The organism is Pseudomonas sp. GZD-222 (genome assembly GCF_049310525.1).
In the GTDB taxonomy this organism is placed as follows: domain Bacteria; phylum Pseudomonadota; class Gammaproteobacteria; order Pseudomonadales; family Pseudomonadaceae; genus Aquipseudomonas.
In genome coordinates this window covers 91,391-112,691 of sequence record NZ_JBMOWO010000078.1, presented here as the reverse complement: position 1 = coordinate 112,691, position 21,301 = coordinate 91,391, and the positions used below count along the sequence as shown (strand labels likewise).

18 protein-coding genes and 1 pseudogene are annotated in these 21,301 nt (G+C 61.9%); 13 read left to right on the top strand and 6 right to left on the bottom strand.

Annotation, left to right across the window (positions count from 1 at the left end; all coding sequences use genetic code 11):
* Nucleotides 1-207: 207 nt before the first annotated feature.
* On the top strand, nucleotides 208-1,083 hold the full coding sequence (locus ACO6VD_RS14985; RefSeq protein ID WP_400174218.1) for a LysR family transcriptional regulator: 876 nt from the start codon (nucleotides 208-210) through the stop codon (nucleotides 1,081-1,083).
* A 1-nt stretch (nucleotide 1,084) separates the two neighbouring features.
* Here the strand turns inward: ACO6VD_RS14985 and ACO6VD_RS14980 are convergent, their stop codons facing one another.
* Entirely contained in the window at nucleotides 1,085-1,558 is a 474-nt protein-coding gene (locus ACO6VD_RS14980) for an FAD/FMN-containing dehydrogenase (protein WP_422420112.1), read from the bottom strand.
* 235 nt (nucleotides 1,559-1,793) lie between these two features.
* On the opposite strand from ACO6VD_RS14980, the gene ACO6VD_RS14975 reads away from it, so the two are divergent.
* The 3 genes from ACO6VD_RS14975 to ACO6VD_RS14965 all read left to right on the top strand — a co-directional run bounded on the left by ACO6VD_RS14975 (nucleotide 1,794) and on the right by ACO6VD_RS14965 (nucleotide 4,613).
* Nucleotides 1,794-2,774: an aliphatic sulfonate ABC transporter substrate-binding protein gene (locus ACO6VD_RS14975; protein ID WP_400174215.1), complete on the top strand. Its 981-nt coding sequence runs from the start codon at nucleotides 1,794-1,796 to the stop codon at nucleotides 2,772-2,774.
* A 184-nt stretch (nucleotides 2,775-2,958) separates the two neighbouring features.
* Nucleotides 2,959-3,795 (top strand): bifunctional allantoicase/(S)-ureidoglycine aminohydrolase, encoded by an 837-nt coding sequence (locus ACO6VD_RS14970; protein WP_342625052.1) that lies wholly within the window; start codon nucleotides 2,959-2,961, stop codon nucleotides 3,793-3,795.
* Nucleotides 3,796-3,977: 182 nt separating this feature from the next.
* Nucleotides 3,978-4,613: an START domain-containing protein gene (locus tag ACO6VD_RS14965; RefSeq protein WP_422420109.1), complete on the top strand. Its 636-nt coding sequence runs from the start codon at nucleotides 3,978-3,980 to the stop codon at nucleotides 4,611-4,613.
* Here ACO6VD_RS14965 and ACO6VD_RS14960 read toward each other — a convergent pair whose 3' ends face one another.
* Complete coding sequence (locus ACO6VD_RS14960; RefSeq protein ID WP_422420108.1) at nucleotides 4,614-5,495, bottom strand: LysR substrate-binding domain-containing protein; 882 nt, start codon at nucleotides 5,493-5,495, stop codon at nucleotides 4,614-4,616.
* A 135-nt stretch (nucleotides 5,496-5,630) separates the two neighbouring features.
* On the opposite strand from ACO6VD_RS14960, the gene ACO6VD_RS14955 reads away from it, so the two are divergent.
* Nucleotides 5,631-6,242 carry an ankyrin repeat domain-containing protein gene (locus tag ACO6VD_RS14955; protein ID WP_422420106.1) on the top strand — a complete coding sequence of 204 codons (612 nt, stop codon included), beginning with the start codon at nucleotides 5,631-5,633 and terminating at the stop codon, nucleotides 6,240-6,242.
* A gap of 148 nt (nucleotides 6,243-6,390) precedes the next feature.
* Here the strand turns inward: ACO6VD_RS14955 and tatA are convergent.
* Both tatA and pobA read right to left on the bottom strand, forming a co-directional pair.
* Nucleotides 6,391-6,549 (bottom strand): annotated as a pseudogene (gene tatA / locus ACO6VD_RS14950) (twin-arginine translocase TatA/TatE family subunit); the annotation flags it as partial.
* A 17-nt stretch (nucleotides 6,550-6,566) separates the two neighbouring features.
* The gene (gene pobA / locus ACO6VD_RS14945; protein WP_422420104.1) at nucleotides 6,567-7,754 is read right to left on the bottom strand and encodes a 4-hydroxybenzoate 3-monooxygenase; all 1,188 of its coding nucleotides are present in this window, start codon (nucleotides 7,752-7,754) and stop codon (nucleotides 6,567-6,569) included.
* A 166-nt stretch (nucleotides 7,755-7,920) separates the two neighbouring features.
* On the opposite strand from pobA, the gene ACO6VD_RS14940 reads away from it, so the two are divergent.
* Together ACO6VD_RS14940 and ACO6VD_RS14935 are read left to right on the top strand one after the other, a co-directional pair.
* On the top strand, nucleotides 7,921-8,883 hold the full coding sequence (locus ACO6VD_RS14940; RefSeq protein WP_422420102.1) for a helix-turn-helix domain-containing protein: 963 nt from the start codon (nucleotides 7,921-7,923) through the stop codon (nucleotides 8,881-8,883).
* Nucleotides 8,884-9,042: 159 nt separating this feature from the next.
* Nucleotides 9,043-9,966 carry a SphA family protein gene (locus tag ACO6VD_RS14935; RefSeq protein ID WP_422420100.1) on the top strand — a complete coding sequence of 308 codons (924 nt, stop codon included), beginning with the start codon at nucleotides 9,043-9,045 and terminating at the stop codon, nucleotides 9,964-9,966.
* A gap of 13 nt (nucleotides 9,967-9,979) precedes the next feature.
* On the opposite strand, the gene ACO6VD_RS14930 is transcribed toward ACO6VD_RS14935, so the two are convergent.
* A complete protein-coding gene (locus ACO6VD_RS14930) occupies nucleotides 9,980-11,812 on the bottom strand; it encodes a sigma 54-interacting transcriptional regulator (RefSeq protein WP_422420098.1) in 1,833 nt (610 codons plus the stop codon).
* A 331-nt stretch (nucleotides 11,813-12,143) separates the two neighbouring features.
* Between ACO6VD_RS14930 and pchA the strand changes: the two genes are divergently transcribed.
* The 5 genes from pchA to ACO6VD_RS14905 all read left to right on the top strand — a co-directional run bounded on the left by pchA (nucleotide 12,144) and on the right by ACO6VD_RS14905 (nucleotide 18,123).
* A complete protein-coding gene (gene pchA, locus ACO6VD_RS14925) occupies nucleotides 12,144-13,622 on the top strand; it encodes a 4-hydroxybenzaldehyde dehydrogenase (protein WP_422420097.1) in 1,479 nt (492 codons plus the stop codon).
* 36 nt (nucleotides 13,623-13,658) lie between these two features.
* Complete coding sequence (locus tag ACO6VD_RS14920; protein ID WP_422420096.1) at nucleotides 13,659-13,994, top strand: c-type cytochrome; 336 nt, start codon at nucleotides 13,659-13,661, stop codon at nucleotides 13,992-13,994.
* Nucleotides 13,995-14,007: 13 nt separating this feature from the next.
* Nucleotides 14,008-14,697 carry a hypothetical protein gene (locus tag ACO6VD_RS14915; protein WP_422420094.1) on the top strand — a complete coding sequence of 230 codons (690 nt, stop codon included), beginning with the start codon at nucleotides 14,008-14,010 and terminating at the stop codon, nucleotides 14,695-14,697.
* Nucleotides 14,698-14,708: 11 nt separating this feature from the next.
* Nucleotides 14,709-16,277 (top strand): FAD-binding oxidoreductase, encoded by a 1,569-nt coding sequence (locus ACO6VD_RS14910; protein ID WP_422420092.1) that lies wholly within the window; start codon nucleotides 14,709-14,711, stop codon nucleotides 16,275-16,277.
* A gap of 136 nt (nucleotides 16,278-16,413) precedes the next feature.
* A complete protein-coding gene (locus tag ACO6VD_RS14905; RefSeq protein WP_422420090.1) occupies nucleotides 16,414-18,123 on the top strand; it encodes a diguanylate cyclase in 1,710 nt (569 codons plus the stop codon).
* Nucleotides 18,124-18,185: 62 nt separating this feature from the next.
* On the opposite strand, the gene ACO6VD_RS14900 is transcribed toward ACO6VD_RS14905, so the two are convergent.
* On the bottom strand, nucleotides 18,186-19,604 hold the full coding sequence (locus tag ACO6VD_RS14900) for an amino acid permease (protein ID WP_422420089.1): 1,419 nt from the start codon (nucleotides 19,602-19,604) through the stop codon (nucleotides 18,186-18,188).
* Nucleotides 19,605-19,828: 224 nt separating this feature from the next.
* Between ACO6VD_RS14900 and ACO6VD_RS14895 the strand changes: the two genes are divergently transcribed.
* Complete coding sequence (locus ACO6VD_RS14895) at nucleotides 19,829-21,253, top strand: PLP-dependent aminotransferase family protein (RefSeq protein WP_422420087.1); 1,425 nt, start codon at nucleotides 19,829-19,831, stop codon at nucleotides 21,251-21,253.
* Nucleotides 21,254-21,301: the final 48 nt, after the last annotated feature.

The window sequence follows — 21,301 nt, the reverse complement described above, 5'->3', positions numbered from 1 at the left end:
GCACTACGTGGCGGCCGGTCAGGGCCGTCATCTGGTCAGATGGAGCGGGAGCAAGGGGTATTGTTGTGCCTTGTCAGCCAGATCCATGACCCGTTAGTCACAGGAGGTGACGTAGCGGGCTGGATGAGATAGAAACAATTACTGACTGATAAATAAAATCGATTTATCGTATTTCACAAATAAGCTCAGCTTGTAACAGGTGCTGCGATGTCGGTCTCCCATGCTCAGTTGAAGGCGTTTCACGCCGTTGCCCTGCACGGCAGTTTTACCCGTGCCGCCGAACGGTTGTTTCTGACCCAACCGGCGATCTCCGATCAGGTGCGCAAACTGGAGGAACGCTTCGGGGTGTTACTGTTCCACCGCAACAAACGCTCGGTGCAACTGACCGACCTCGGCGAACGCCTGCTGGCGATTACCCAGCGCTTGTTCGTCTGCGAAGCCGAAGCCCACGAGCTGCTCCAGGACTCGCGCGCCTTGCAGACCGGCACCCTAGTGCTGGCGGTGGATGCGCCAGTGCATGTCCTGCCGCAGATCGCCCAGTTCTGCCAACAGTACCCGGGCATCAGCGTCAAGATCGAAACCGGTAACACTGACGAATCCCTGCTGCGGCTATTCAATTATCAGGCCGACCTGGCCTTGCTCGGCCGTGACGTCGATGACGAACGTCTGCTCTGCGTGCCGATGCGCAGCGATCCGATGGTGGCCTTCGTGTCGCACAACCACCCGTGGGCCAGCCGCGGTTCGATCAGCCTGGCCGACCTCGATGACACGCCCATCGTGCTGCGCGAGCCGGGTTCAGTAACCCGCCAGACCCTGGAAGAAGAAATGCAGCGCGCAGGCCTGCGCATCCGCCCGGCCATTCAGGTCGAAGGCCGGGAAGCGGCGCGCGAGGCGGTGGTGGTGGGGATTGGCGTGGGCGTGGTGTCGGCCGCCGAGTTCGGCGCGGATGCGCGGGTGTGTGCGCTGCCGATCGTTGATTGCCAGCGGCGCCTGACCGAAACCCTGGTGTGCTTGCGCGAGCAGAGTTCGCGGCGCTTGGTCGCGACGTTTTTGCAGATGGTTCAGGACAGCCTGACGCCCTGAATCAGTTCTGCACTGGTGCTTGCTCAAGCACCTGACGCAGTTCATCGGCGCTGGCGAATTCACGTTGACTGACCACCTGACCCTTGTCCAGCTGCAGCCACAGCACCTTGTCTTCAGCACCGGCATAACGCGTGGCCACACTACCCTCGCGATCCAGCAACACGCGGTAGCTGTAGTCACGCATGGCAGGGATGGCGAAGAGCTTGGAAATCAACGCGGGCATGCGCTGGATGTCAGCGACGAATACCGTCTGGCGGGCCTCCAGATACCCCTTGGGACGGTCGGCCAAAGCGGCCTTGACCAGCTTGGCGCCGTCCATGTTGCGCGCCACCAGCAGCGTACGGGTCTGGTCGTTGAGGCTGTAGGCCTGGTCATGCTGATCAAGCAGGGTCCAGGGGGCCAGGCGTTCACCGACTTCAACCGCTTGGGCAAGCAATGGGGACAAACTCAGTAGCAGTGCTATCAGGTATTTCACACGGGACCTCGAAGGCGGGTAAGAATGGATGCAGCCCGCATAGTAGACGGTTGCCAGCCAGCCAGTCCACGTATTGCCAGGCGTGCTGGCAACAGGTCCCGCCCCTACAGCTAAAAACAAAAGGATATAAAAATAACAAAACAATCTAACAAAACGGAATAAACAAATTGAAGCGCTTACGCCGGCTCCTTATATTTTCGGACACCCCCTGTCCTTGAATTTCCGGAGTCCGCCCATGCCGCAACAGCCCCACTCTCCCCTGCGCCGCCTGATAACCGGTGGTCTGCTGGCCGCCTTCGCCGCCTTGCTGCTGCCTGGCCAGAGCGCCGTGGCCGAGCCCACCAAGACCCTGCGCATCGGCTACCAGAAGTTCAACAGCATCAACATCCTCAAAGGCAGCGGCGCCCTGGAAAAAGCCCTGGCGCCACAGGGCGTGACGGTCAGCTGGTACGAGTTCGCCGCCGGCCCGCAGCTGCTGGAGGCGTTGAGCACCGGCGCCATCGACCTGGGTCATGCCGCGGATGCGCCGTCAGTTTTCGCCCAGGCCGCAGGCAAGCCGGTGGTTTACCTGGCTGCCGAGCAACCTTACCCGCGCGGCATCGGTCTGGTGGTTCGTGAGCAGGACAAGATCGCCAACGTCCAGGCCCTCAAGGGCCAGCGCGTGGCCACCGGTCGCGGCTGGAACGCCCAGTACCTGCTGGCTGTGGCGCTGCAGGATGCCGGCCTGAGCTACAAGGACATCACCCCGGCCTACGTCAACAACGCCGCCGATGCCGTGGCAGCGCTGCAATCGGGCAGTGTCCAGGCCGTGACCCTGTGGGACCCGTTCCTGGCGGCCGCCGAAAAACAACCGGGGCTGAAAAACCTGCGTGACGGCAGCGGCCTGTCCAACAACCGCACCTTCTACCTGTCGTCGGCCGCTTTTGCCGACAACAACCGCGCCTTGCTCAAGACCTTCTTCAGCGAGCTGGCCAAAGTCAGCGACTGGGCCAACCATAAACCAGACGAGGTTGCCGCCCTGCTCGCCCCGCAACTGGGCATTGGCGCCGATGTTCTGCAGGTGGCCAGCGAACGGCGCAACTACAACGCCGTGCCGATCGACAGCAGCATCACTGCCGAGCAGCAGAAACTGGCCGACACTTTCCAGGGCCTGGGCCTGATTCCCAAGGCCCTGCGGGTCGCCGATGCGGTGTACCCGGTCTCGGTTTTGCCCTGATCCGCTCAGACCCTGATGCCGACATGCGCAGCCGCGCTGCCGGCATTCAGTAATCAAATACCGGGTATTTCAACATTTAATTTGTGGATAGCACGGCCTTGTCTATATCGTGTCAATGCATCCCCACACAGCGCCGGCCGGCGCTGTCAGGCACGGGGACACAACAACAAAGTCGAGACTGTCCATGTCTAAATCTTCTTACTACGCCCCTCACGGTGGGCACCCGGCTCAAACCGAGCTGCTGACAGACCGTGCCATGTTTACCGAAGCCTATGCCGTGATCCCCAAAGGCGTGATGCGTGACATCGTCACCAGCCACCTGCCGTTCTGGGACAAGATGCGCATGTGGGTCATTGCCCGTCCGCTGACCGGCTTCTCCGAGACCTTCTCGCAATACATCGTCGAACTGGCGCCAGAAGGCGGCAGCGAGCGTCCTGAGCTGGACAAGAACGCCGAAGCGGTACTGTTCGTCGTCGAAGGCGAAGTCGACATCACCCTGCAAGGCAAGCCTTACACCCTGAAAGAAGGCGGCTACGCCTTCATTCCGCCGGCGGCCGACTGGAGCCTGCGCAACACCAGTGGCAAGAACGTTACCTTCCACTGGATCCGCAAGCATTACCAAGTGGTTGAAGGCCTGGCTCTGCCGGAAGCCTTTGTCACCAACGAGAAAGACATCGCGCCGATCCCGATGCCGGGCACCGACGGCGCCTGGGTCACCACGCGCTTCGTCGACATGGCCGACATGCGCCACGACATGCACGTCAACATCGTGACCTTCCAGCCAGGCGGCGTGATTCCGTTTGCTGAAACCCACGTAATGGAACACGGCCTGTACGTTCTGGAAGGTAAAGCGGTGTACCGCCTGAACCAGGACTGGGTCGAGGTCGAGGCCGGTGACTTCATGTGGCTGCGCGCCTTCTGCCCGCAAGCCTGCTACTCCGGCGGCCCAGGTCCGTTCCGCTACCTGCTGTACAAAGATGTAAACCGTCACATGAACCTGGTGCTCAACCCTCAGCGCTAAGCCCAGGCTCGATGTACAAAAAAGCCCGCCGTCACTGGCGGGCTTTTTTTTCGGTGGTTGTCCCGGGGGGGGGGGGGAGGGGCGGGGGGGCGGGGGGAAGGGGGGGGGGGGGGCAAGCCCGCTCCCACCCTCCCACATGGCCTATGCTTTTTTGACCTGACGCCGGCCATGGAGCCCGTCCAATGAAGCCCGCATACCTCTGCGGCGCGCTGTTGCTCATGCTGCTAAGCAACTTCGCGCACGCCGATGCCTGGCACCTGGCCAAGGACGAAGACGGCATTCAGGTTTACCTGGATGAAGTCGCCGGTTCGAAGTACCAACGCTTTCGCGGCGTTACCCTGATCAAGGCCGACGTGCGCACCCTGGGTGACCTGCAAGAGAACCTGCGGGTGGCGTGCAAATGGCTGTATGGCTGCGCCAGCATGCGCCTGCTGGACGTCGAAGGCGACAGCACCTGGGTGTACCTGACCACCGAACTGCCCTGGCCGGCCAGCCCCCGCGACATCGTGATCAAGGTACAGACCGAGCGCAGCGACGATGGCGGGTTGATCCGCCACCTCAGCGCCGTTGCCGGCAAGGTTGAGCGGCAACCGGGACTGATCCGCGTTCGTCAGCTCAAGGGCCTGTGGACCCTGGTCCCGAAAGGCGAGCAACTCACCGAAGTGACCTATCAACTGGAGGCCGAACCAGCCGGGGACATTCCCTCGTGGCTGGCCAATCAGTTCGTCATCGATGCGCCCATGGTGTCACTACGCACGTTGCGCGCGGTGGCCGAGCGTCAAGGCCTGCGCCCGGAGCTGGAAACACCCGAGGAATGACTACACCTCATGGGCTTCCAGCAAGCTCGCCAACACCCCCGCCAGCTCCTTGACCATCGGATCGGCAGTTGGCCGATGGACGATGACGATCTCATAGCTGTCGATCACCGGCAGGCCGTTCTGCTCGCCGAGCACCGCGTGATCGCGGGTCGCTGCACGCGGTGGCAGCAGGCTGATGCCCATGCCATCGGCCACCGCGGCCTGGATACCGCTGAGGCTGGAGCTGGTGAAACTGATGCGCCAGCGCCGGCCCATGCTTTCGATGGCGTTGATCATGTCGTCGCGGTACAGGCCGCGTGGCGGAAAGGTCACCAGCGGGATCGGGTCGAGGTCGATCGAGGGCGTGCCGGCACTGTCGATCCACTGCAGCTCTTCCGGCCAGCAGGCCACCCCTTCGCGGCTGTTGCGCCGCTGCTTGAGCAGCACCAGGTCGAGTTCACCGTTGTCGTAGCTCTGGCTCAGGTCGCGGCACAGGCCGCTGGTGACCTCCAGCTTGACCTGCTGGTACTTGCGATTGAAGGCCGACAAGGCATTGGTGGTGCGCCCGCCGACAAAATCCTCCGGCACGCCCAGGCGTACCGTTATACCCACGGTGGCACCGGCCAGGGCTTCGAGCATCTGGTCGTTGAGGGCGAGCATGTGCCGGGCGTAGCCGAGCAGGGTCTGTCCGGCATCGGTGGGCAGCACATCGCGATTGCCGCGCACCAGCAGGCGGTGCCCGACCATGTCTTCGAGGCGCCGCACCTTCTGGCTCACCGTCGACTGGGTGGAGTGCAGGCGCGCGGCCGCAGTGGTGAAACTGCCGCAGTCGGCCACTACGACAATGGCCCGAAGCAGGTCCAGATCGAATAACGACCTATTCGGTTTTACACTGATGTTCATGTGGTTATTTAACTTCTAAATGGAACACTCAACTTCTACCATGCTCCCCTTCATACGACAACACACGGAGACAAGCGAATGCGCCTGGAACACTTGAATGTCTTTTTCGCATTCCTAATGGCCATGATGACCTCAATGACTGCCAGCGCCAAAGGCGGCGTACTGGAAAGCCAACTGCGCGACGCCGCAGAAAACGGCAATGCCGAGCAGGTGCGCAGCCTGCTCGGCCAGGGCGCCAACCGCGAAGCCCGCGACAAACTGGGGCGTACACCGCTGCTGCTGGCTACGCGTAGCAACCAGATCGAAGCGGCACGCGTACTGATCGAGGCCGGCGCCAACGTCAACGCCAAGGACAACATTGACGACAGTCCTTACCTGTATGCCGGAGCCAGTGGTTTCAACCAGATCCTGCGCCTGACCCTGGACCACGGCGCCGACCTCAAGAGCACCAACCGTTATGGCGGTACAGCACTGATTCCGGCGGCCGAAAAGGGCTACGTCGACAACGTGCGCACCCTGATTGACGCCGGTGTCGACGTCAACCACCTCAATCGCCTGCACTGGACCGCCTTGATGGAAGCCATCGTGCTCAGCGACGGCGGGCCCAGGCACGTGGAAATCATCGAGCTGCTGGTCAAGGCCGGTGCCGACGTAAACATTGCCGACAAGGACGGCATAACGCCACTGACCCATGCCCGTCAGCGTGGCTACACAGCAATTGTGAAGATCCTCGAGGCGGCACATTAATTTCGCCAGCAAGGCCGGCTCCCACAGAGTGGTTGACTGCATACCCCTGTGGGATCTAACTACAAACCTGTGGGAGCTGGCGACAGCCGGCGATCGACCGCACAGCGGTCGCCCCCACACAACACCGTTATCAGCCCTTGTCGATCCTGGCTGGAGGCGTCGCCTCCTCATCAGCATTCACCGAGCGGCGAAAGCCCTTGATCGACTCCCCCAGATCGCTGCCCAGGGTTTTCAGGCGTTTGCTGCCAAACACCAGCACCACCACGACCAGCAATACCACCCAGTGTTTCCAGTCGAACACACCCATGCCCCACCCTCCTTCGCTTACTCGATGTCTTCGAATGGCAGGCCCACATAGTTCTCGGCAATGTTCACCAGGCCGGCATGGGAGCTGAAGAAATATTCGCGATCGGCTTGCTGCATCTTGTGATCCCAAGCGTCCTTGTGCTCGCCAAAGTCATGCAGCAGGTTGGTCATGAACCAGCTGAATCGCTCCCCTTTCCACACCCGCCGCAAGGCCAGCTGCGAGTATTTGTCGAGCAGGTCGGTGCGCCCTTCGCGGTAGACCTTGACCAGGATCCGGTACAGATAGCAGACATCCGAGGCCGCCAGGTTCAGGCCTTTGGCACCGGTGGGCGGGACGATATGGGCCGCGTCGCCGACCAGGAACAGTTTGCCGTACTGCATCGGTTCAACCACATAGCTGCGCAGCGGCGCGATGCTCTTTTCCAGCGCAGGGCCGGTGACCAGGCGCGCGCCGACGTCCTCGGGCAGACGCGCCTTGAGCTCGTTCCAGAAGCGCTCGTCGGACCAGTCATCGACGTGATCGGTCAACGGCACTTGCAGGTAATAGCGGCTACGGGTCAACGAACGCTGACTGCACAAGACAAAGCCACGGTCGTGATGGGCGTAGATCAGTTCGTGGTTGACCGGCGGGGTATCGGCCAACAGACCCAGCCAGCCGAACGGATAGACACGCTCGTAGTGGGTCAGCAGTGCTTCGGGAATACTCTTGCGCGCCACCCCGTGAAAGCCGTCGCAACCGGCAATGTAGTCGCATTCGATACGATGGGTCTGGCCGTCTTTTTCGTAGGTGACGTAGGGCTGCTCACCTTTCATGTCGTGCGGCTGGACATTGTCAGCCGCGTAGATGATCGGCGCTTGGCTGCGCTCACGGGCCTGCATCAGGTCGCGGGTCACTTCGGTCTGGCCATAGACCATCACCGTCTTGCCACCGGTCAGGGTCTTGAGGTCGACGCGAATGCGCTCACCGCCTACCAGCAATTCGACGCCCTCGTGCACCAGGCCTTCGGCATCCATACGTTCGGACACCCCGGCCTCACGCAACAGATCGACGGTGCCTTGCTCAAGCACCCCGGCGCGGATGCGGCCAAGCACATACTCGGGGGTCTGGCGTTCGACAATCACCGTGTCGATACCGGCCTTGTGCAGCAGTTGACCGAGCAGAAGGCCCGAAGGGCCGGCGCCAATAATGGCTACCTGAGTTTTCATTATTCTTGTCTCGCGTTGGGGTTCCAGGCGTCTGGACGCGAACGTCTGGAAGCTATTGTTGTTGTATGCCCCTGCATTTTTGCTGACAAAAACCTGAAAAAAAGGTGATATTCCTCCAACGAATTGCACTTTTACAAATACAGTTCGATTATCGGACAGGCCCATAATGACAAGATCCAGCCTCCCCAGAATTCCCGTGTTCAAGCTGTACGGCGAAAGCCAGGCCTGGCCGACGCCCGACCTCCTGCACTGCGAATCCATCCCCAAGCGCAGCAGCCTGCACCACTGGGAGATCAAGGCGCACCGCCATGCCGACCTGTTCCAGCTCCTCTATGTGCGTCGCGGAGAGGCCGTGATAGAGCTGGAAGGCCGGCGCAGTTCGGTGCGTGAAGCGGCGATACAGGTGATCCCGCCGATGACCGTGCACGGCTTTCAGTTTTCCGAAGACATCGATGGCTACGTGCTGACCCTCGGCGCGCCGCTGGTGGCGCAACTGGAAGCGCAGTTGGGCGCACCGCTGACCGTCCTGGCCTCCACCGGTTGCTATCGGCTCGGTGCCGACCGGGGCGCGTTGCACACCCTGATCCGCGTGTTGCATGAAGAATACGAAGGCAGCGCCCCGGCACGCGAACTGCTGCTGCATTCACTGGTGACCTCGCTGATGGTCTGGATCAGTCGCCGTAGCCAGCCAATCAACCCGGCGAATAACCGCGACGCGCGCAACCAGAAGTTGCTCGCAGGCTTTATCAAGCTGGTCGAACAGCACTACCGCGAACACCTTTCGGTCGAGTTGTTCGCCCATCGGCTGGGCGTCTCCAGCGTGCACCTGAACAACCTCTGCCGCGAACTCGCCGGGCAGACCGCGCTGCAGATCATCCACCAGCGTTTGCTGCTCGAAGCCCGGCGCAACCTGATCTACACCAACATGAGCATCAGCCAGTTGTCGGACAGCCTCGGCTTCAGTGACCCCACCTACTTTTCGCGTTTTTTCCGCCGGCTTTGTGGGCAGACGCCGAATGCGTTCCGTCAAGCGGTGTTTGTGGGTGTGCCCCGAGAAACGGTGGAACGGATACCCCGCCATCGCGGGGCAAGCCCGCTCCCACTGCTCAACTTTTCCACAAGTCGCTGATTTTTCTTAACAAACCTCGACACCGCAGCACTATAAAAATCGCCGAATAACAGCAACCAATTGATAAATAAGGATATAAAAGCTGGCACAGAACTTGAGAGGGTCCGGGCAGGCGTCGCCGGACGGCGCCACACCCATAACAATAAGGTTGACCCTCTCATGTTCAAATTCGCCCCGCGGCACCTCGTCACCAGCCTGTTGCTGGCTACTTCTACCTGGCAGGCCCAGGCCACCGAAGGCGGCATCTCCTCCTGGCCCATGGGCATTGAGCTTTATGGCATGGGCATCCTGCCGCCACCCGGCACCTACGGCCAATTGTTCGTCGGCAACTACCTGGCCGACAGCCTGCGCGACAACAGCGGTGCCAAGGCTGCCGAAATCGACCTGCGCGTCACCACACTGGTGCCGCGTTTCGTCTGGGTTACGGAGCAGAAGGTATTCGGCGGCGATCTGGGTTTCCACGCCCTGCTGCCGCTCAATGACATGCGCCTGAACGTCAAGGGCGGTCCCCACGACCACAAACGTGGCATCGGTGACGCCCACCTGGGACCGGTGATCGGCTTTCATCCCAGTGACAAGCTGCACATCGCCACAGGTGTCGACTTTGTCTTGCCCACGGCCAGCGAGTACGACAAGGATGATCTGATCAACCTCGGTAACCACTACTACACCGTGCAAGGTGTGCTGGCGATGACCTACCTGGACCCCAACGGACTGAACGCTGATGTGCGTTTGATGTACGACTACAACTTCGAAAACAAGGCGACCGACTATCAGTCGGGCCGCGAACTGCACGCCGACTACACCCTCGGTTGGGGCCTGGGTAACGGCTGGGTGCTGGGGGTCGGCGGGCATGCCTACCAGCAGGTCAGCGACGACAAGTGCAGCGTGGGAGAATGCTCGGCTGCCGCCCTGGTCGAGGCCAGTGACGGCAACCGCGGGCGCTCGTTCTCCATCGGCCCTGCCGTGCAATACAGCAGCAAGCAAGGCTGGATGTTCAGCGCCAAATGGCAGGATGATTCCGGTGTACGCAACCGTGCCGAGGGCCAGACCTATTGGTTCAAGTTCACTACGCCGCTGTAAGCCCTGGACCCGGTCAGCTGCCCTTGAGCCGGTAGCTGACCTGGGCGCGGCTCATGCCGAGCATCTGCGCCGCCGCGGTGACGTTGCCTTCCGAGCGCTGCAGCGCCAGGCGCACCAGGCGCCGCTCGATTTCTTCCAGCGAAGTACCCAGCACCCGTTCCTGCCCGCTGAAAAAGGCCTGCAAGCTGGCCAGTTCCGGGGCGCTGTCAGTTGTCTGGCGCTGTTTGGACTCAGCATCTGCCGCCCGAGGCGCGGCGATGTCCAGGGCCAGACGCCCCTCGGCAGTAAGGCCGATGGCCGAGTCAATCAACGGCGCGCCGGCTTCAGCCAGGTGCACCACATCAATTACCTCGCCATCGCTGGCCGCAATCACGCCGCGCTCCACCAGGTTCTGCAATTCGCGAATATTGCCGGGGAAGCGATAAGTCAGCAGCGCATTGACCAAACGCATGCTGAAGCCCGCCAACTGACGGCCATGGCGCTGGCTGAAGCGCCGCAGGAAATAGCTCATCAGCAACGGAATGTCTTCACGCCGCTCGCGCAGCGGCGGCAAGTGAATGGGGAAGACGTTCAGGCGATAGAACAGGTCTTCACGAAAGCGCCCCGCTTCTACCTCCTTGCGCAGGTCGAGGTTGGTCGCGGCAATCACCCGTACATCAACCTGGATCGATGCGGTACCACCGACCCGTTCGATCTCGCCCTCCTGCAAGGCGCGCAGAATCTTGCTCTGCGCATGCAGGCTCAAGGTGCCGATTTCATCGAGAAACAACGTGCCGCCGTTGGCCCGTTCAAAACGCCCTGGCCGCGAACGCTCGGCTCCGGTAAAGGCGCCACGTTCGACGCCGAAGAGTTCCGCCTCGATCAAGTTCTCCGGCAGGGTCGCACAGTTCAACGCGACCATCGGCGTGTGCTGGCGGCGGCTGGCTTGATGCAGGGTGTGCGCGAACAACTCCTTGCCCACCCCGGACTCACCGGTCAGCAACACGGTGGCCTGGGTCGGCGCCACCCGTTGCAGCAACTGGCTGGCGGCCACGAAGCTGGCAGAAATACCCACCAGTTGCTTGCCATCAGCCGCTACCTCCAGCTCGGCTACACGCGTATCGACTCCCGAGGCATAGGTGCTGCGGCTGAGAAAGTCGCCCGGATCCAGGTAGGCCAGGTCGACATCGATGTCATCCCACTGCTCGGCCGGCTTACCGACAATACGACAGGCCGGATGGCCCATGGCCCGGCATTGCAACTCGCGAAACACCACCAGGCGCCCGAGCAGTGACGAGGCGTAGCCACTGGCATAGCCGATTTCCATCCAACACGCCGGTTCCCCGCCCAGTCCGTAGGCGGCGATATGCTCGTCAACCTCCAGGGAGTTGTGCCAGAGAAATTCCGAGTAGAAGTGGCCGATGCCCGAATCGATCTCAAAGCGCACGACCTCGACATTGACCATGCCTTCAAGCATGTGCAAACGCGGGCCGGCACTGTACAGGCTGGCATGATCGCCCTCCGGCCACTGTTCGCTGACCTGGGCCGCATCGCGGGCGCCCGCTTGCCAGCCAATGCGCGTGAGTAGGCCGCGGGCCTTGTCCAGGCCCAGGGCCTCGATCAGTTCACGGCGAATTGCGCCGAAGGCCGAGCCTTGCAGCAACATCATGCGCTGGCCACACAGCCAGATACTGCCGTCCTGCGGGGCAAAGGCCACGGACTGCGCCAGTTGCTCGGCGGAAGGCAGGCCGCTGCTGCCGAACTGGCTGGCGCGGTCGACAATCAGGCTTTTCTGGCGGCCCAGTACCTGTCGGAAAAAATCTTCATCGACGGTACGGCCAGGTTTGCCAGGTGTTGTAAGTGTCATGAGGCAATACCAAAGGCAGACGGTAAGCCTTGCAGTATGCCCCCCACCTCGGCCGGGTCAATTGGCCTGTAGGCCAAGGACATCACCGGGGTGCGGAAATGGTCGATTACCGCCCGGATTTTGTCCTGAAGCGCCGGCGTCGAGCTTTCTGCACCTGGCGACTTCTCTGCATAAATTTTCGCACCTGGTGACTGCAGCACTGCTGTTGCGAAAACCAACAAACAAAACAACTGATTGATTTATATGATTTTTTACCAATAAAAAAGACATGGCACGATAGTTGTTATGGGCTGTTCATCGAATCCTTTTCGACACAACAAGAGAGAAGCCGATGGCCCCTATCCCCCGCCCTGCCTACCAGAACCTCCACCTGCAGCCCTTGGCCGGACACTGGCGTGCCGGCAGCGCCGAGCGCTTGCTGGCGGTGCTCGATCCGTTCAACCAGCAGACGCTGCTGGAGATCCCCCTGGCCAACCGCGACGACCTCGACGCCGCCTACCGCAGCGCCCGTCAGGTACAGCCGGCCTGGGCCGCACAAGCCCCGGCCGCACGCAGCCAGGTGCTGCTTGAGGCGGTACGCATTTTTGATGAGCGTCGCGAAGAAATCATCGACTGGATCATCCGCGAATCCGGAAGCACTCGAATCAAGGCCCAGATCGAATGGGGCGCCGCCCGTGCCATTACCCTGGAATCGGCGAGCCTGCCGAGCCGCGTCCACGGGCGCATCGTCAGCTCCAACATTCCCGGTAAAGAAAGCCGCGTGTACCGCAAGCCCCTGGGCGTGATCGGGGTCATCAGCCCATGGAACTTCCCCCTGCACCTGACTGCCCGCTCCCTGGCACCGGCCTTGGCCCTGGGCAATACCGTGGTGGTCAAACCGGCCAGCGACACCCCGGTCAGCGGCGGCTTGCTGCTGGCGCGCATCTTCGAAGAGGCTGGATTGCCAGCAGGCGCGCTGAGCGTCGTCGTGGGAGCCGGTAGCGAGATTGGTGATGCCTTTGTCGCGCACCCGGTGCCGGCGTTCATCTCGTTTACCGGCTCGACCCAGGTCGGGCGCAACATCGGCCGCATCGCCAGCGGCGGTGAACACCTCAAGCACCTGGCGCTGGAGCTGGGTGGCAACAGCCCGTTCGTGGTCCTCGCCGATGCCGACCTGGAACAGGCGGTCAATGCCGCGGTGGTGGGCAAGTTCCTGCATCAGGGACAGATCTGCATGGCGGTCAACCGCATCATCGTCGAGCAGCCACTGCTCGAGGCGTTCACCCAGCGCTTTGTCGAGCGGGTCAAGGCCCTGCCCTGCGGTGACCCAAGCCTGCCCGGCACGGTGATCGGCCCGGTGATCAACGCCCGGCAACTGGCCGGTCTGGAGGAAAAGATTGCCATCGCCCAAGCCGAAGGTGCCCAGCTCCTGCTTGGCGGCCAGGCCCAGGGTAATGTGCTGCCGCCCCATGTGTTCGGCAACGTCAGTGCCGAGATGAACATCGCCCATGAAGAGATCTTCGGCCCGTTGGTGGGTATTCAGGCCGCACGCGATGCCGAACATGCCCTGGAACTGGCCAACCGCAGCGAATACGGGCTGTCCAGCGCCGTATTCAGCGCCAGCCTGGAACGTGGCGTGCAGTTCGCCCAACGCCTGCACGCGGGCATGACCCATATCAACGACATCCCGGTCAACGACGAACCCAACGCGCCCTTTGGCGGCGAGAAGAACTCGGGGCTCGGTCGTTTCAATGGCGACTGGGCAATCGCCGAGTTCACCACCGACCACTGGATCACCGTGCAACACCAGCCACGCCATTACCCGTTCTGATTGCCTGAACTACCCCATAACAATAAGGAGTCCGCAATGTCCCTACTGCCCACCCAACAGGCTGTGCGACGGACCATCACCAGTTGCTTTGCCTTGCCCCTGCTGTTCCTCGCCGGTACCGCCGCCGCCGATGGCGATGGCGTGTGGAAGAGCGGCGAAAACGTCTATGCGAAAGTCTGTGGCCACTGCCATGAAGGCCAGGTCGGCCCGCAGCTCAAAGGCCGGCAGTTGCCCGCAGCCTACATCAGCGCCATCGTGCGCAATGGCTTTCGTGCCATGCCCGCCTTCCCCGCCTCGTTCATCGACGATAACGCCCTGCAACAAGTCGGCGACTACATCGCCAACTCCCCTGCACCAGCGGCCAAACCTTGAGGGGACTGTGATGATGAAAGTCGAACGTCGTTCGCTGCTCAAGGGCATGGCCCTGGGCGGCCTGGCCGGTGTCGCCCTGAGCAGTTCCGGCCTGAGCCTGGCCAACAGCGTGCTGGGTCGTCCCGCTCACACCCGGGCAGCGAGCCTGGCGCTGGTCAGCGCCGAGGTCGCCCACTCCGCGTTTGTCCACGGCATGCAAGCCAGCCCGGCGGCGCCAGCGCTGCAGGTAATACCGGCAAATGCGGAGCTGACCGTCGTGCTTGAGCTGCAACATCGCCTTGCCAGTGGCCAGCCGCAGCGTCTGATCGGCCTGCTCGACGATGCCAGCGCCACGCTGATTGTCGACCTGGCCCGCAGCGCCGGCGCACGCGTGCAGTGGCTGGGTCAGCACAGCACAACAGCGGGTCGTTCCACGCACCGTCTGCTCAGCGCCCAGGCCTCGCACGGCTGTGCCCTGCAACTGGGCCAGCAACTGCATGCCTGCGGCCAGAGCTTCAGCCTGCACGAGCAGCGCCTGCACAGCCCGGCACCGACCCTGCAACTGGCCAGCCGCAGCGGCAGCCAGACTGGCGATCAATGGGCCGCCAGCCTGGGCTACGCGCTGGCCGTTCTCGGCAGCACCGATACCGGCCAGGCGCCGCTGATCAGCAGCCGCACCTCAGCACTGAGCGGCACCTACGTGTCGTTCTCGATCGAAGTCTGAAGGACTCCAACATGAGCCAAACAACTGCCAATACCCTGCTGCCTCGCGGCGTCGATACTGCCCGTTTCGAGCAAGCCCTTGCCCAGTTCCGTGCCTTGCTGGGCGACGACAATGTCCTGGTCAAGGACGAGCAGCTGATTCCCTACAACAAAATCATGATGGCCGTGGACAACGCCGAACATGCGCCCTCGGCGGCCGTCACCGCCACCACGGTGGAACAGGTGCAGGGCGTGGTGAAAATCTGCAACCAGTTCAAGATCCCGGTCTGGACCATCTCCACCGGGCGCAACTTCGGTTATGGCTCGGCGGCGCCCGGACAACGCGGCCAGGTGATCCTCGACCTGAAGAAGATGAACAAGATCCTGCATGTCGACCCTGAGCTGTGTACCGCGCTGGTCGAACCCGGGGTGACCTACCAACAGCTCTACGACTACATCCAGGAGCACAAGCTGCCTCTGATGCTGTCGTTCTCCGCACCCTCGGCGATTGCCGGGCCGTTGGGCAACACCATGGACCGTGGCGTCGGCTATACCCCCTATGGCGAGCACTTCCTCATGCAATGCGGCATGGAAGTGGTGCTGGCCAACGGCGATGTCTATCGCACCGGCATGGGCGGGGTCAAAGGCGACAACGCCTGGCAGGTGTTCAAATGGGGCTATGGCCCGACCCTGGATGGCATGTTCACCCAGGCCAACTACGGCATCTGCACCAAGATGGGTTTCTGGCTGATGCCCAAGCCACCGGTATTCAAACCGTTTGAAATCAAGTTCGAGAATGAGTCGGACATCGCCGAGATCGTCGAATTCATCCGCCCGTTGCGCATCGCCCAGGTCATCCCCAACTCGGTGGTGATCGCCGGTGTGCTGTGGGAAGCATCGACCTGCAACACCCGCCGCAGCGACTACACCTCAGAGCCCGGCGCCACTTCCGATGCCATTCTCAAACAGATCCAGAAGGACAAGAACCTTGGCGCCTGGAACGTCTACGCCGCGCTCTACGGCACCCAGGAACAGGTCGATGTGAACTGGAAGATCGTCACCGGCGCACTCAAGCAACTGGGCAAGGGCCGTATCGTCACTGAGGACGAAGCAGGTGACACCCAGCCCTTCAAGTACCGCGCGCAGCTGATGTCCGGCGTGCCCAACCTGCAGGAGTTCGGCCTGTACAACTGGCGTGGCGGTGGCGGCTCGATGTGGTTTGCGCCGGTCAGCCAGGCGCGGGGCAGCGAGTGCGATAAGCAGCAAGCCCTGGCCAAGAAGATTCTCAACAAACATGGCCTGGATTATGTCGGCGAGTTCATCGTCGGCTGGCGCGACATGCACCATGTCATCGACGTGCTGTACGACCGCACCAGCCCCGAGGAAACCCAGCGCGCCAACGCCTGCTTCGCCGAGCTGCTGGATGTATTCGAGCAACAGGGCTACGCCGTATACCGCGTCAACACCGCATTCCAGGAGCGTGTTGCGCAGAGCTACGGGCCGGTCAAACGCAAGCTCGAGCACGCGCTCAAACGTGCCCTTGACCCCAACAACATCCTCGCCCCGGGCAAATCCGGCATCGATCTGAACAATCCGTTCTGAGCCACTGCACTCCCCGCCAGGACAGGCCTGGCGGGAACCTCCCTCTACCTGCATCGCCGTCACAGCACACATATCCTGCCTGCGGTGCTGCCAGCAGCATCTATAATCACGGCTCCCTTGCCCGTGGAAAGTCTTGATGTCGCAACAGTCGCCGACGCCGCAGCCCCGACGCTTTCTGCCTACCGCCTGCGCACGCCCTCGACGCACGGTGGTTGTGTGCTTTCTCGCCGCGTTTGCCATTTCCCTGCTGCTCGCCGGACGTCAGTACTACCAACTGCAACAGCGCGAACTGCAGGAGCGCGAGCACAACCTGCACTTGCAGGCACTGGCGATCGAAGCGGTGGTTTTCAACGGCAAAAGCCAACTGCAGTTCATGCGCAACATCGCTGAACGGGTGCTGATCGAAGGCCGTAATCAACCCTTCATGCGCCGTAACGATGACATTGAATCGGCCATGCGCGACAGCCAGCAAGCGGTCTGGGGGCTGTCGGTGCCCAAGTCCGATGCCCCGGTGCGAGCACTGGGCGATGCCCAGATCGCGAACATCCCGGGCCTGAGCCGCGACCCGCAGCAACTGATTGAAGACCTGCACCTGTCACGCGCCATGAGCCAGGTATTGCCGGCGCAGTTCCAGGGTGAAACCAATCTGGCGCGGATCATGTTCCTGACCACCTCCGGCATTGTCATCGCCTACCCGGCGGTGCGCGATGCGCAACTGGAGCCGATTCTGCGCAAATTCACCAGCTCGCCACTGATGAGCCTGAACCGCGCCAACATCGAAGACCTCGACATCACCTTTCACCCGCTGCCGGGCAGTGATCTGGACAGCATGCCGCACGTGCTGCTGAGTACGCCGGTGTACCTCAATGCGGTGATGCGCGGCGCACTGATCTACGACGTACCGCAGACCAAACTGCAGAGTTACCTCTATCAAACCACCGCAAGCGATGAGCAGCATGCGCTGATCGACGATGAAGGCAGCCTGCTCGCGTCTAGTGACAAGGCGTTCCAACCGCACCAGGGTAACTGGCTGAGCAGCGTATCGGCTGCGAATGTACGGCTGTCGATCCCGATGCTGTTTCAACGTGACCACGGCACGTTGAAACTCGACCAGGGCTACCTGCAGTTTCGCGAGTTGCAAGGTATCGACCTGATGCTGACCAACTACATCAGCGCCGACGACTTGCGCAGAGCGGTCAACTCGCAGTTGGACATTCTGTTTCTTGGGGTCTGGGCGTTGCTCGGCGTATTGATGGCCCTGACCCTGTACGTCGTTGATCGCCTGTTCAAGGGCCAACTGCGCCTGAACCGGCAACTGCGCGAAATGGGCCTGGTCGACGGCCTGACCCAACTGGCCAACCGCCGGCGCCTGCAGTCCGACTTCGGTGGTCTGGTCCAGCGCTTGCGCGAGGATCAGCCGGTGGCCTTGTGGATGCTCGACATCGACCGTTTCAAGAACATCAACGACACCTGGGGGCACAGCGCCGGAGACGAAGTGATCAAGCACATGGCCACCCTGTGCCGGGCACTGGCACGGCCCCAGGACCTGGTGGTGCGCTATGGCGGTGAAGAGTTCTGTGTGCTGATGCCCGACACCTCACTGGAGCAGGCAACGCAGATGGCCGAACAGTTGCGCGCGGCCACCGCAAAGTCGGTGTGCGTACCCGAAGCCGGCACGCTGTTGGTCGGTGCCCCGTCGCTGGAAATCCGCCTGACGGTATCAATCGGCGTGGCTGAACTGCGCGCCGATGGCTGCCAGGAACTGGAGGATCTGGTCGCCACTGCAGACCGGCGTCTGTATGCGGCAAAAAAGGCGGGGCGCAACCGGGTGGTCAGCGGCGAGTGAATCAAAGCACACGCCTGCCCTTGCAGCAGGCGTGTGGTCTTCAAGCCAGGTGGCTCAGTGCATCAGGCAACGGCTTTCTTCGCCGCCCGCACATGCTGAACCGCGCCCATCAGGGCCACGACAATGGCCGCAGCCGCCGTGGAGAACACCAGCACCTGGTAGTCCGGCACGAACGCCATGGTCACCAGGCAGCCGATGATGAACACAATCACCAGGTAGGTCAGCCAGGGGAACAGCCACATCTTCAGGCGAATCTGTTTACCTTCGGCTTCCAGCTTGCGGCGCATCTTCAGTTGCGAGAAGGCGATCACCAGGTACACCAGCAGCGCGATCATGCCGGTGGTGTTCATCAGCACATCGAGCACGTCTTTCGGACGCAGGGTGTCACTGAAGTTGATCAGCGCGACGAACACCGCCACCGAGCACGAGCCGATGATGGAGAACACCGGCACTCCGGTACCGGCGCGGGTGATCTTGAAGAACGACGGTGCATCACCGCGGGTCGACAGCGAGAACAGCATGCGCGAGGCGGTGTAGTGCGCCGAGATCAGGCAGCTGCTCACCGAAGTCAGCACCACGAAGTTCATCACCAGTTCAGCATAAGGGATGCCCAGCAGTTCCAGGGTACGGCGGTACGAGCCGTAGCCGGACTGGCCCATCAGCGGGTCGTTCCAGGGCACCAGGGCGACGATCAGGAAGATCGAACCGACGTAGAACAGACACACGCGCCAGACCACCGAGTTGGTTGCCTTGACGATCTGCTCGGACGGGTTCTTCGACTCGGCGGCTGCGATGGTCACGATCTCGGCGCCGAGGAAGGCGAACATCACCCCGAGCATGGCCACCACCACCGACTCCATGCCGTTGGGCATAAAGCCCTGGGCGGTCAGGTTGCTCAGGCCGTGAACCTCGCCGCTAGGCCACAGGTTGACCACCGCGAGGCCACAAACCACAAGGAAACATATGATCGCCACCACCTTGATCAGGGCGAACCAGAACTCGAACTCACCGTAGTGTTTGACGTTGAAGAAGTTGACGCTGATCAGCACCAGCGTGGTAGCCAGCACGAACACGTTAACGCTGACCGAGGGGAACCAGCCATGCAGGATCTTGCCTGCGACATAGGCTTCCCAGGCCATGAGGATGACCCAGAACCACCAGTACAGCCAACCGATGGTGAACCCGGCCCAGCGGCCGATGGCGCGCTCGGCGTAGGTGGAGAACGAGCCGGTGTCGGGCGAGGAAGTCGCCATCTCACCGAGCATGCGCATGATCAGCACGACCAGGATACCGCCGGCCAAGTAGGCCAGGATGGCCGCCGGCCCTGCGCTGTGGATCACGCTGCCGGAACCGACGAACAAGGCGCCGCCGATCACTCCGGCGATCGACATCATGGTCAGGTGGCGTGATTTGAGCGAAGCGCTAAGCTTGCTCTCGTGCTCCACTTTCCCTGCGGAAGTGGATGTGGATGTTGCGTCCATCAGTGGCTACCTTCTGTTCTTTTTATGCAAGGAAACTCGTGCAACCGCAGGTGCTTCAGCGTTGTTTAGCTAGCGATTACAGGCCCCTAATGTAAAAATGTATGACACAGAGAGCCATGCACAGCGCGATGAATAGTTCACTGCACTGTACAGGCCGCCAATGCAGTACACCCCGCACCCTGCAGGCGCCCGGCGTTACGCACACCTGAAGGCACAGCTTCCGAATGCTTGAATTACGTCCCGACGCATCGCCGCCGCTGGTCAACCAGATCATCAACGGGTTGCGTGAACTGATCGAGAACCAGACCCTCAAACCCGGCGCCAAAGTGCCTTCGATCCGCGCCTTCGCCGCCACCTATTCGGTCAGCACCTTTACCGTGGTGGAGGCCTACGACCGACTGGTGGCCCAGGGTTTGCTGGTCAGTCGCGGCAACGCCGGCTTCTTCGTCAACCGCTCGGCGGTGGAACTGATCGACAGCCAGGCCAGCGAACCGGCACCTGGCAAGCCGGCGTTCAACTCCGAGTGGTACCTGCAGCAGATCTTCGAAAGCCGCCAGCTGGCGCTCAAGCCCGGCTGCGGCTGGCTGCCCAACGACTGGATGTTCGAGGACGGCCTGCGCCGCGGCATGCGTCAGGTCGCCAGCAGCGTGCTTGAACTCAGTGGTTACGGCGACCCCATGGGTTTGCTCGAACTGCGCACCCTCACCGCGCAGAACCTGCAGCAGGACCTGCGCATCGTCGCCAACCCCAACCAGCTGATGCTTACCCACGGTGCCAGCCAGGCCCTCGACCTGGCCGTGCGTACCTTGGTGCGCCCGGGCGACGTGGTGCTGGTGGACGACCCCGGCTACCCCAACCTGATGAGCATCCTGCGCTTTCAGGGCGCGACCCTGCTCGGCGTGCCCCGCACTCCGAACGGCTACGACCTCGATCACCTGGAGCGCCTGCTCGAACACCATCGCCCGACGGTGTTCTTCACCCAGCCGCACCTGCACAGCCCGACCAGCTCACGGACACCACTGGCCCAACTGCACCGTTTGTTGCAACTGGCCGCCCGGCATGGCTTTCGCCTGGTGGAAAACAACCTGTATGCCGACATGATCAGCGAACCGCTGCCGTGCCTGACCAGCCTCGATCAACTGCAGCAGGTGGTGTATGTCGGCAGCTACTCGAAGAGCATCTCGCCGAACGTGCGCGTTGGTTTCATGCTCGCCAACCCGGAGCTGATGCAGCAACTGCTGCACCTGAAAATGCGCTCTGGCCTGACCACCTCCCAGGTCATGGAGCGAGTGGTGTACGCGGCCATCACCGACGGACGCTGGCGCAAACACCTCAAACGCCTGCGCCAGCGCCTGGCCGAGGCCCAGCAGGAGGTCAGCGAACAGCTCACCCGACTCGGCTTCGAGCGCTTTATCGAAGGTGATGAAGGCATGTACCTGTGGACCCGTCATCCGGCCATCGCCGACAGCGCGGCGCTGGTCGACGACGCACTTGAGCAAGGCATCATGCTCGGCCCGGGGCAGTTGTTCATGGTCGATTCACAGGCGACGGGGTGGATGCGCTTCAATGTGGCGTTCAGTACCGAGCCATTGTTGTGGGAGAAGCTGGAGAAGTTGTTGGCCAAGCATGTACGGCGGGATGGGTTGTAGTACGCCGTCAGCAGCAAGCAAGTAGAGCCTGTGCATGGTTTTTGTCGT

Coding starts and splice junctions, on each gene's coding strand:
- ACO6VD_RS14900 (WP_422420089.1), bottom strand. CDS start 19,604: ATGGACGCAACATCCACATCCACTTCCGCAGGGAAAGTGGAGCACGAG.
- ACO6VD_RS14970 (WP_342625052.1), top strand. CDS start 2,959: ATGTCTAAATCTTCTTACTACGCCCCTCACGGTGGGCACCCGGCTCAA.
- ACO6VD_RS14940 (WP_422420102.1), top strand. CDS start 7,921: ATGACAAGATCCAGCCTCCCCAGAATTCCCGTGTTCAAGCTGTACGGC.
- ACO6VD_RS14905 (WP_422420090.1), top strand. CDS start 16,414: ATGTCGCAACAGTCGCCGACGCCGCAGCCCCGACGCTTTCTGCCTACC.
- ACO6VD_RS14930 (WP_422420098.1), bottom strand. CDS start 11,812: ATGACACTTACAACACCTGGCAAACCTGGCCGTACCGTCGATGAAGAT.
- ACO6VD_RS14895 (WP_422420087.1), top strand. CDS start 19,829: ATGCTTGAATTACGTCCCGACGCATCGCCGCCGCTGGTCAACCAGATC.
- ACO6VD_RS14915 (WP_422420094.1), top strand. CDS start 14,008: ATGAAAGTCGAACGTCGTTCGCTGCTCAAGGGCATGGCCCTGGGCGGC.
- ACO6VD_RS14975 (WP_400174215.1), top strand. CDS start 1,794: ATGCCGCAACAGCCCCACTCTCCCCTGCGCCGCCTGATAACCGGTGGT.
- ACO6VD_RS14965 (WP_422420109.1), top strand. CDS start 3,978: ATGAAGCCCGCATACCTCTGCGGCGCGCTGTTGCTCATGCTGCTAAGC.
- ACO6VD_RS14985 (WP_400174218.1), top strand. CDS start 208: ATGTCGGTCTCCCATGCTCAGTTGAAGGCGTTTCACGCCGTTGCCCTG.
- ACO6VD_RS14935 (WP_422420100.1), top strand. CDS start 9,043: ATGTTCAAATTCGCCCCGCGGCACCTCGTCACCAGCCTGTTGCTGGCT.
- ACO6VD_RS14910 (WP_422420092.1), top strand. CDS start 14,709: ATGAGCCAAACAACTGCCAATACCCTGCTGCCTCGCGGCGTCGATACT.
- ACO6VD_RS14920 (WP_422420096.1), top strand. CDS start 13,659: ATGTCCCTACTGCCCACCCAACAGGCTGTGCGACGGACCATCACCAGT.
- ACO6VD_RS14960 (WP_422420108.1), bottom strand. CDS start 5,495: ATGAACATCAGTGTAAAACCGAATAGGTCGTTATTCGATCTGGACCTG.
- pchA (WP_422420097.1), top strand. CDS start 12,144: ATGGCCCCTATCCCCCGCCCTGCCTACCAGAACCTCCACCTGCAGCCC.
- ACO6VD_RS14955 (WP_422420106.1), top strand. CDS start 5,631: ATGACTGCCAGCGCCAAAGGCGGCGTACTGGAAAGCCAACTGCGCGAC.
- pobA (WP_422420104.1), bottom strand. CDS start 7,754: ATGAAAACTCAGGTAGCCATTATTGGCGCCGGCCCTTCGGGCCTTCTG.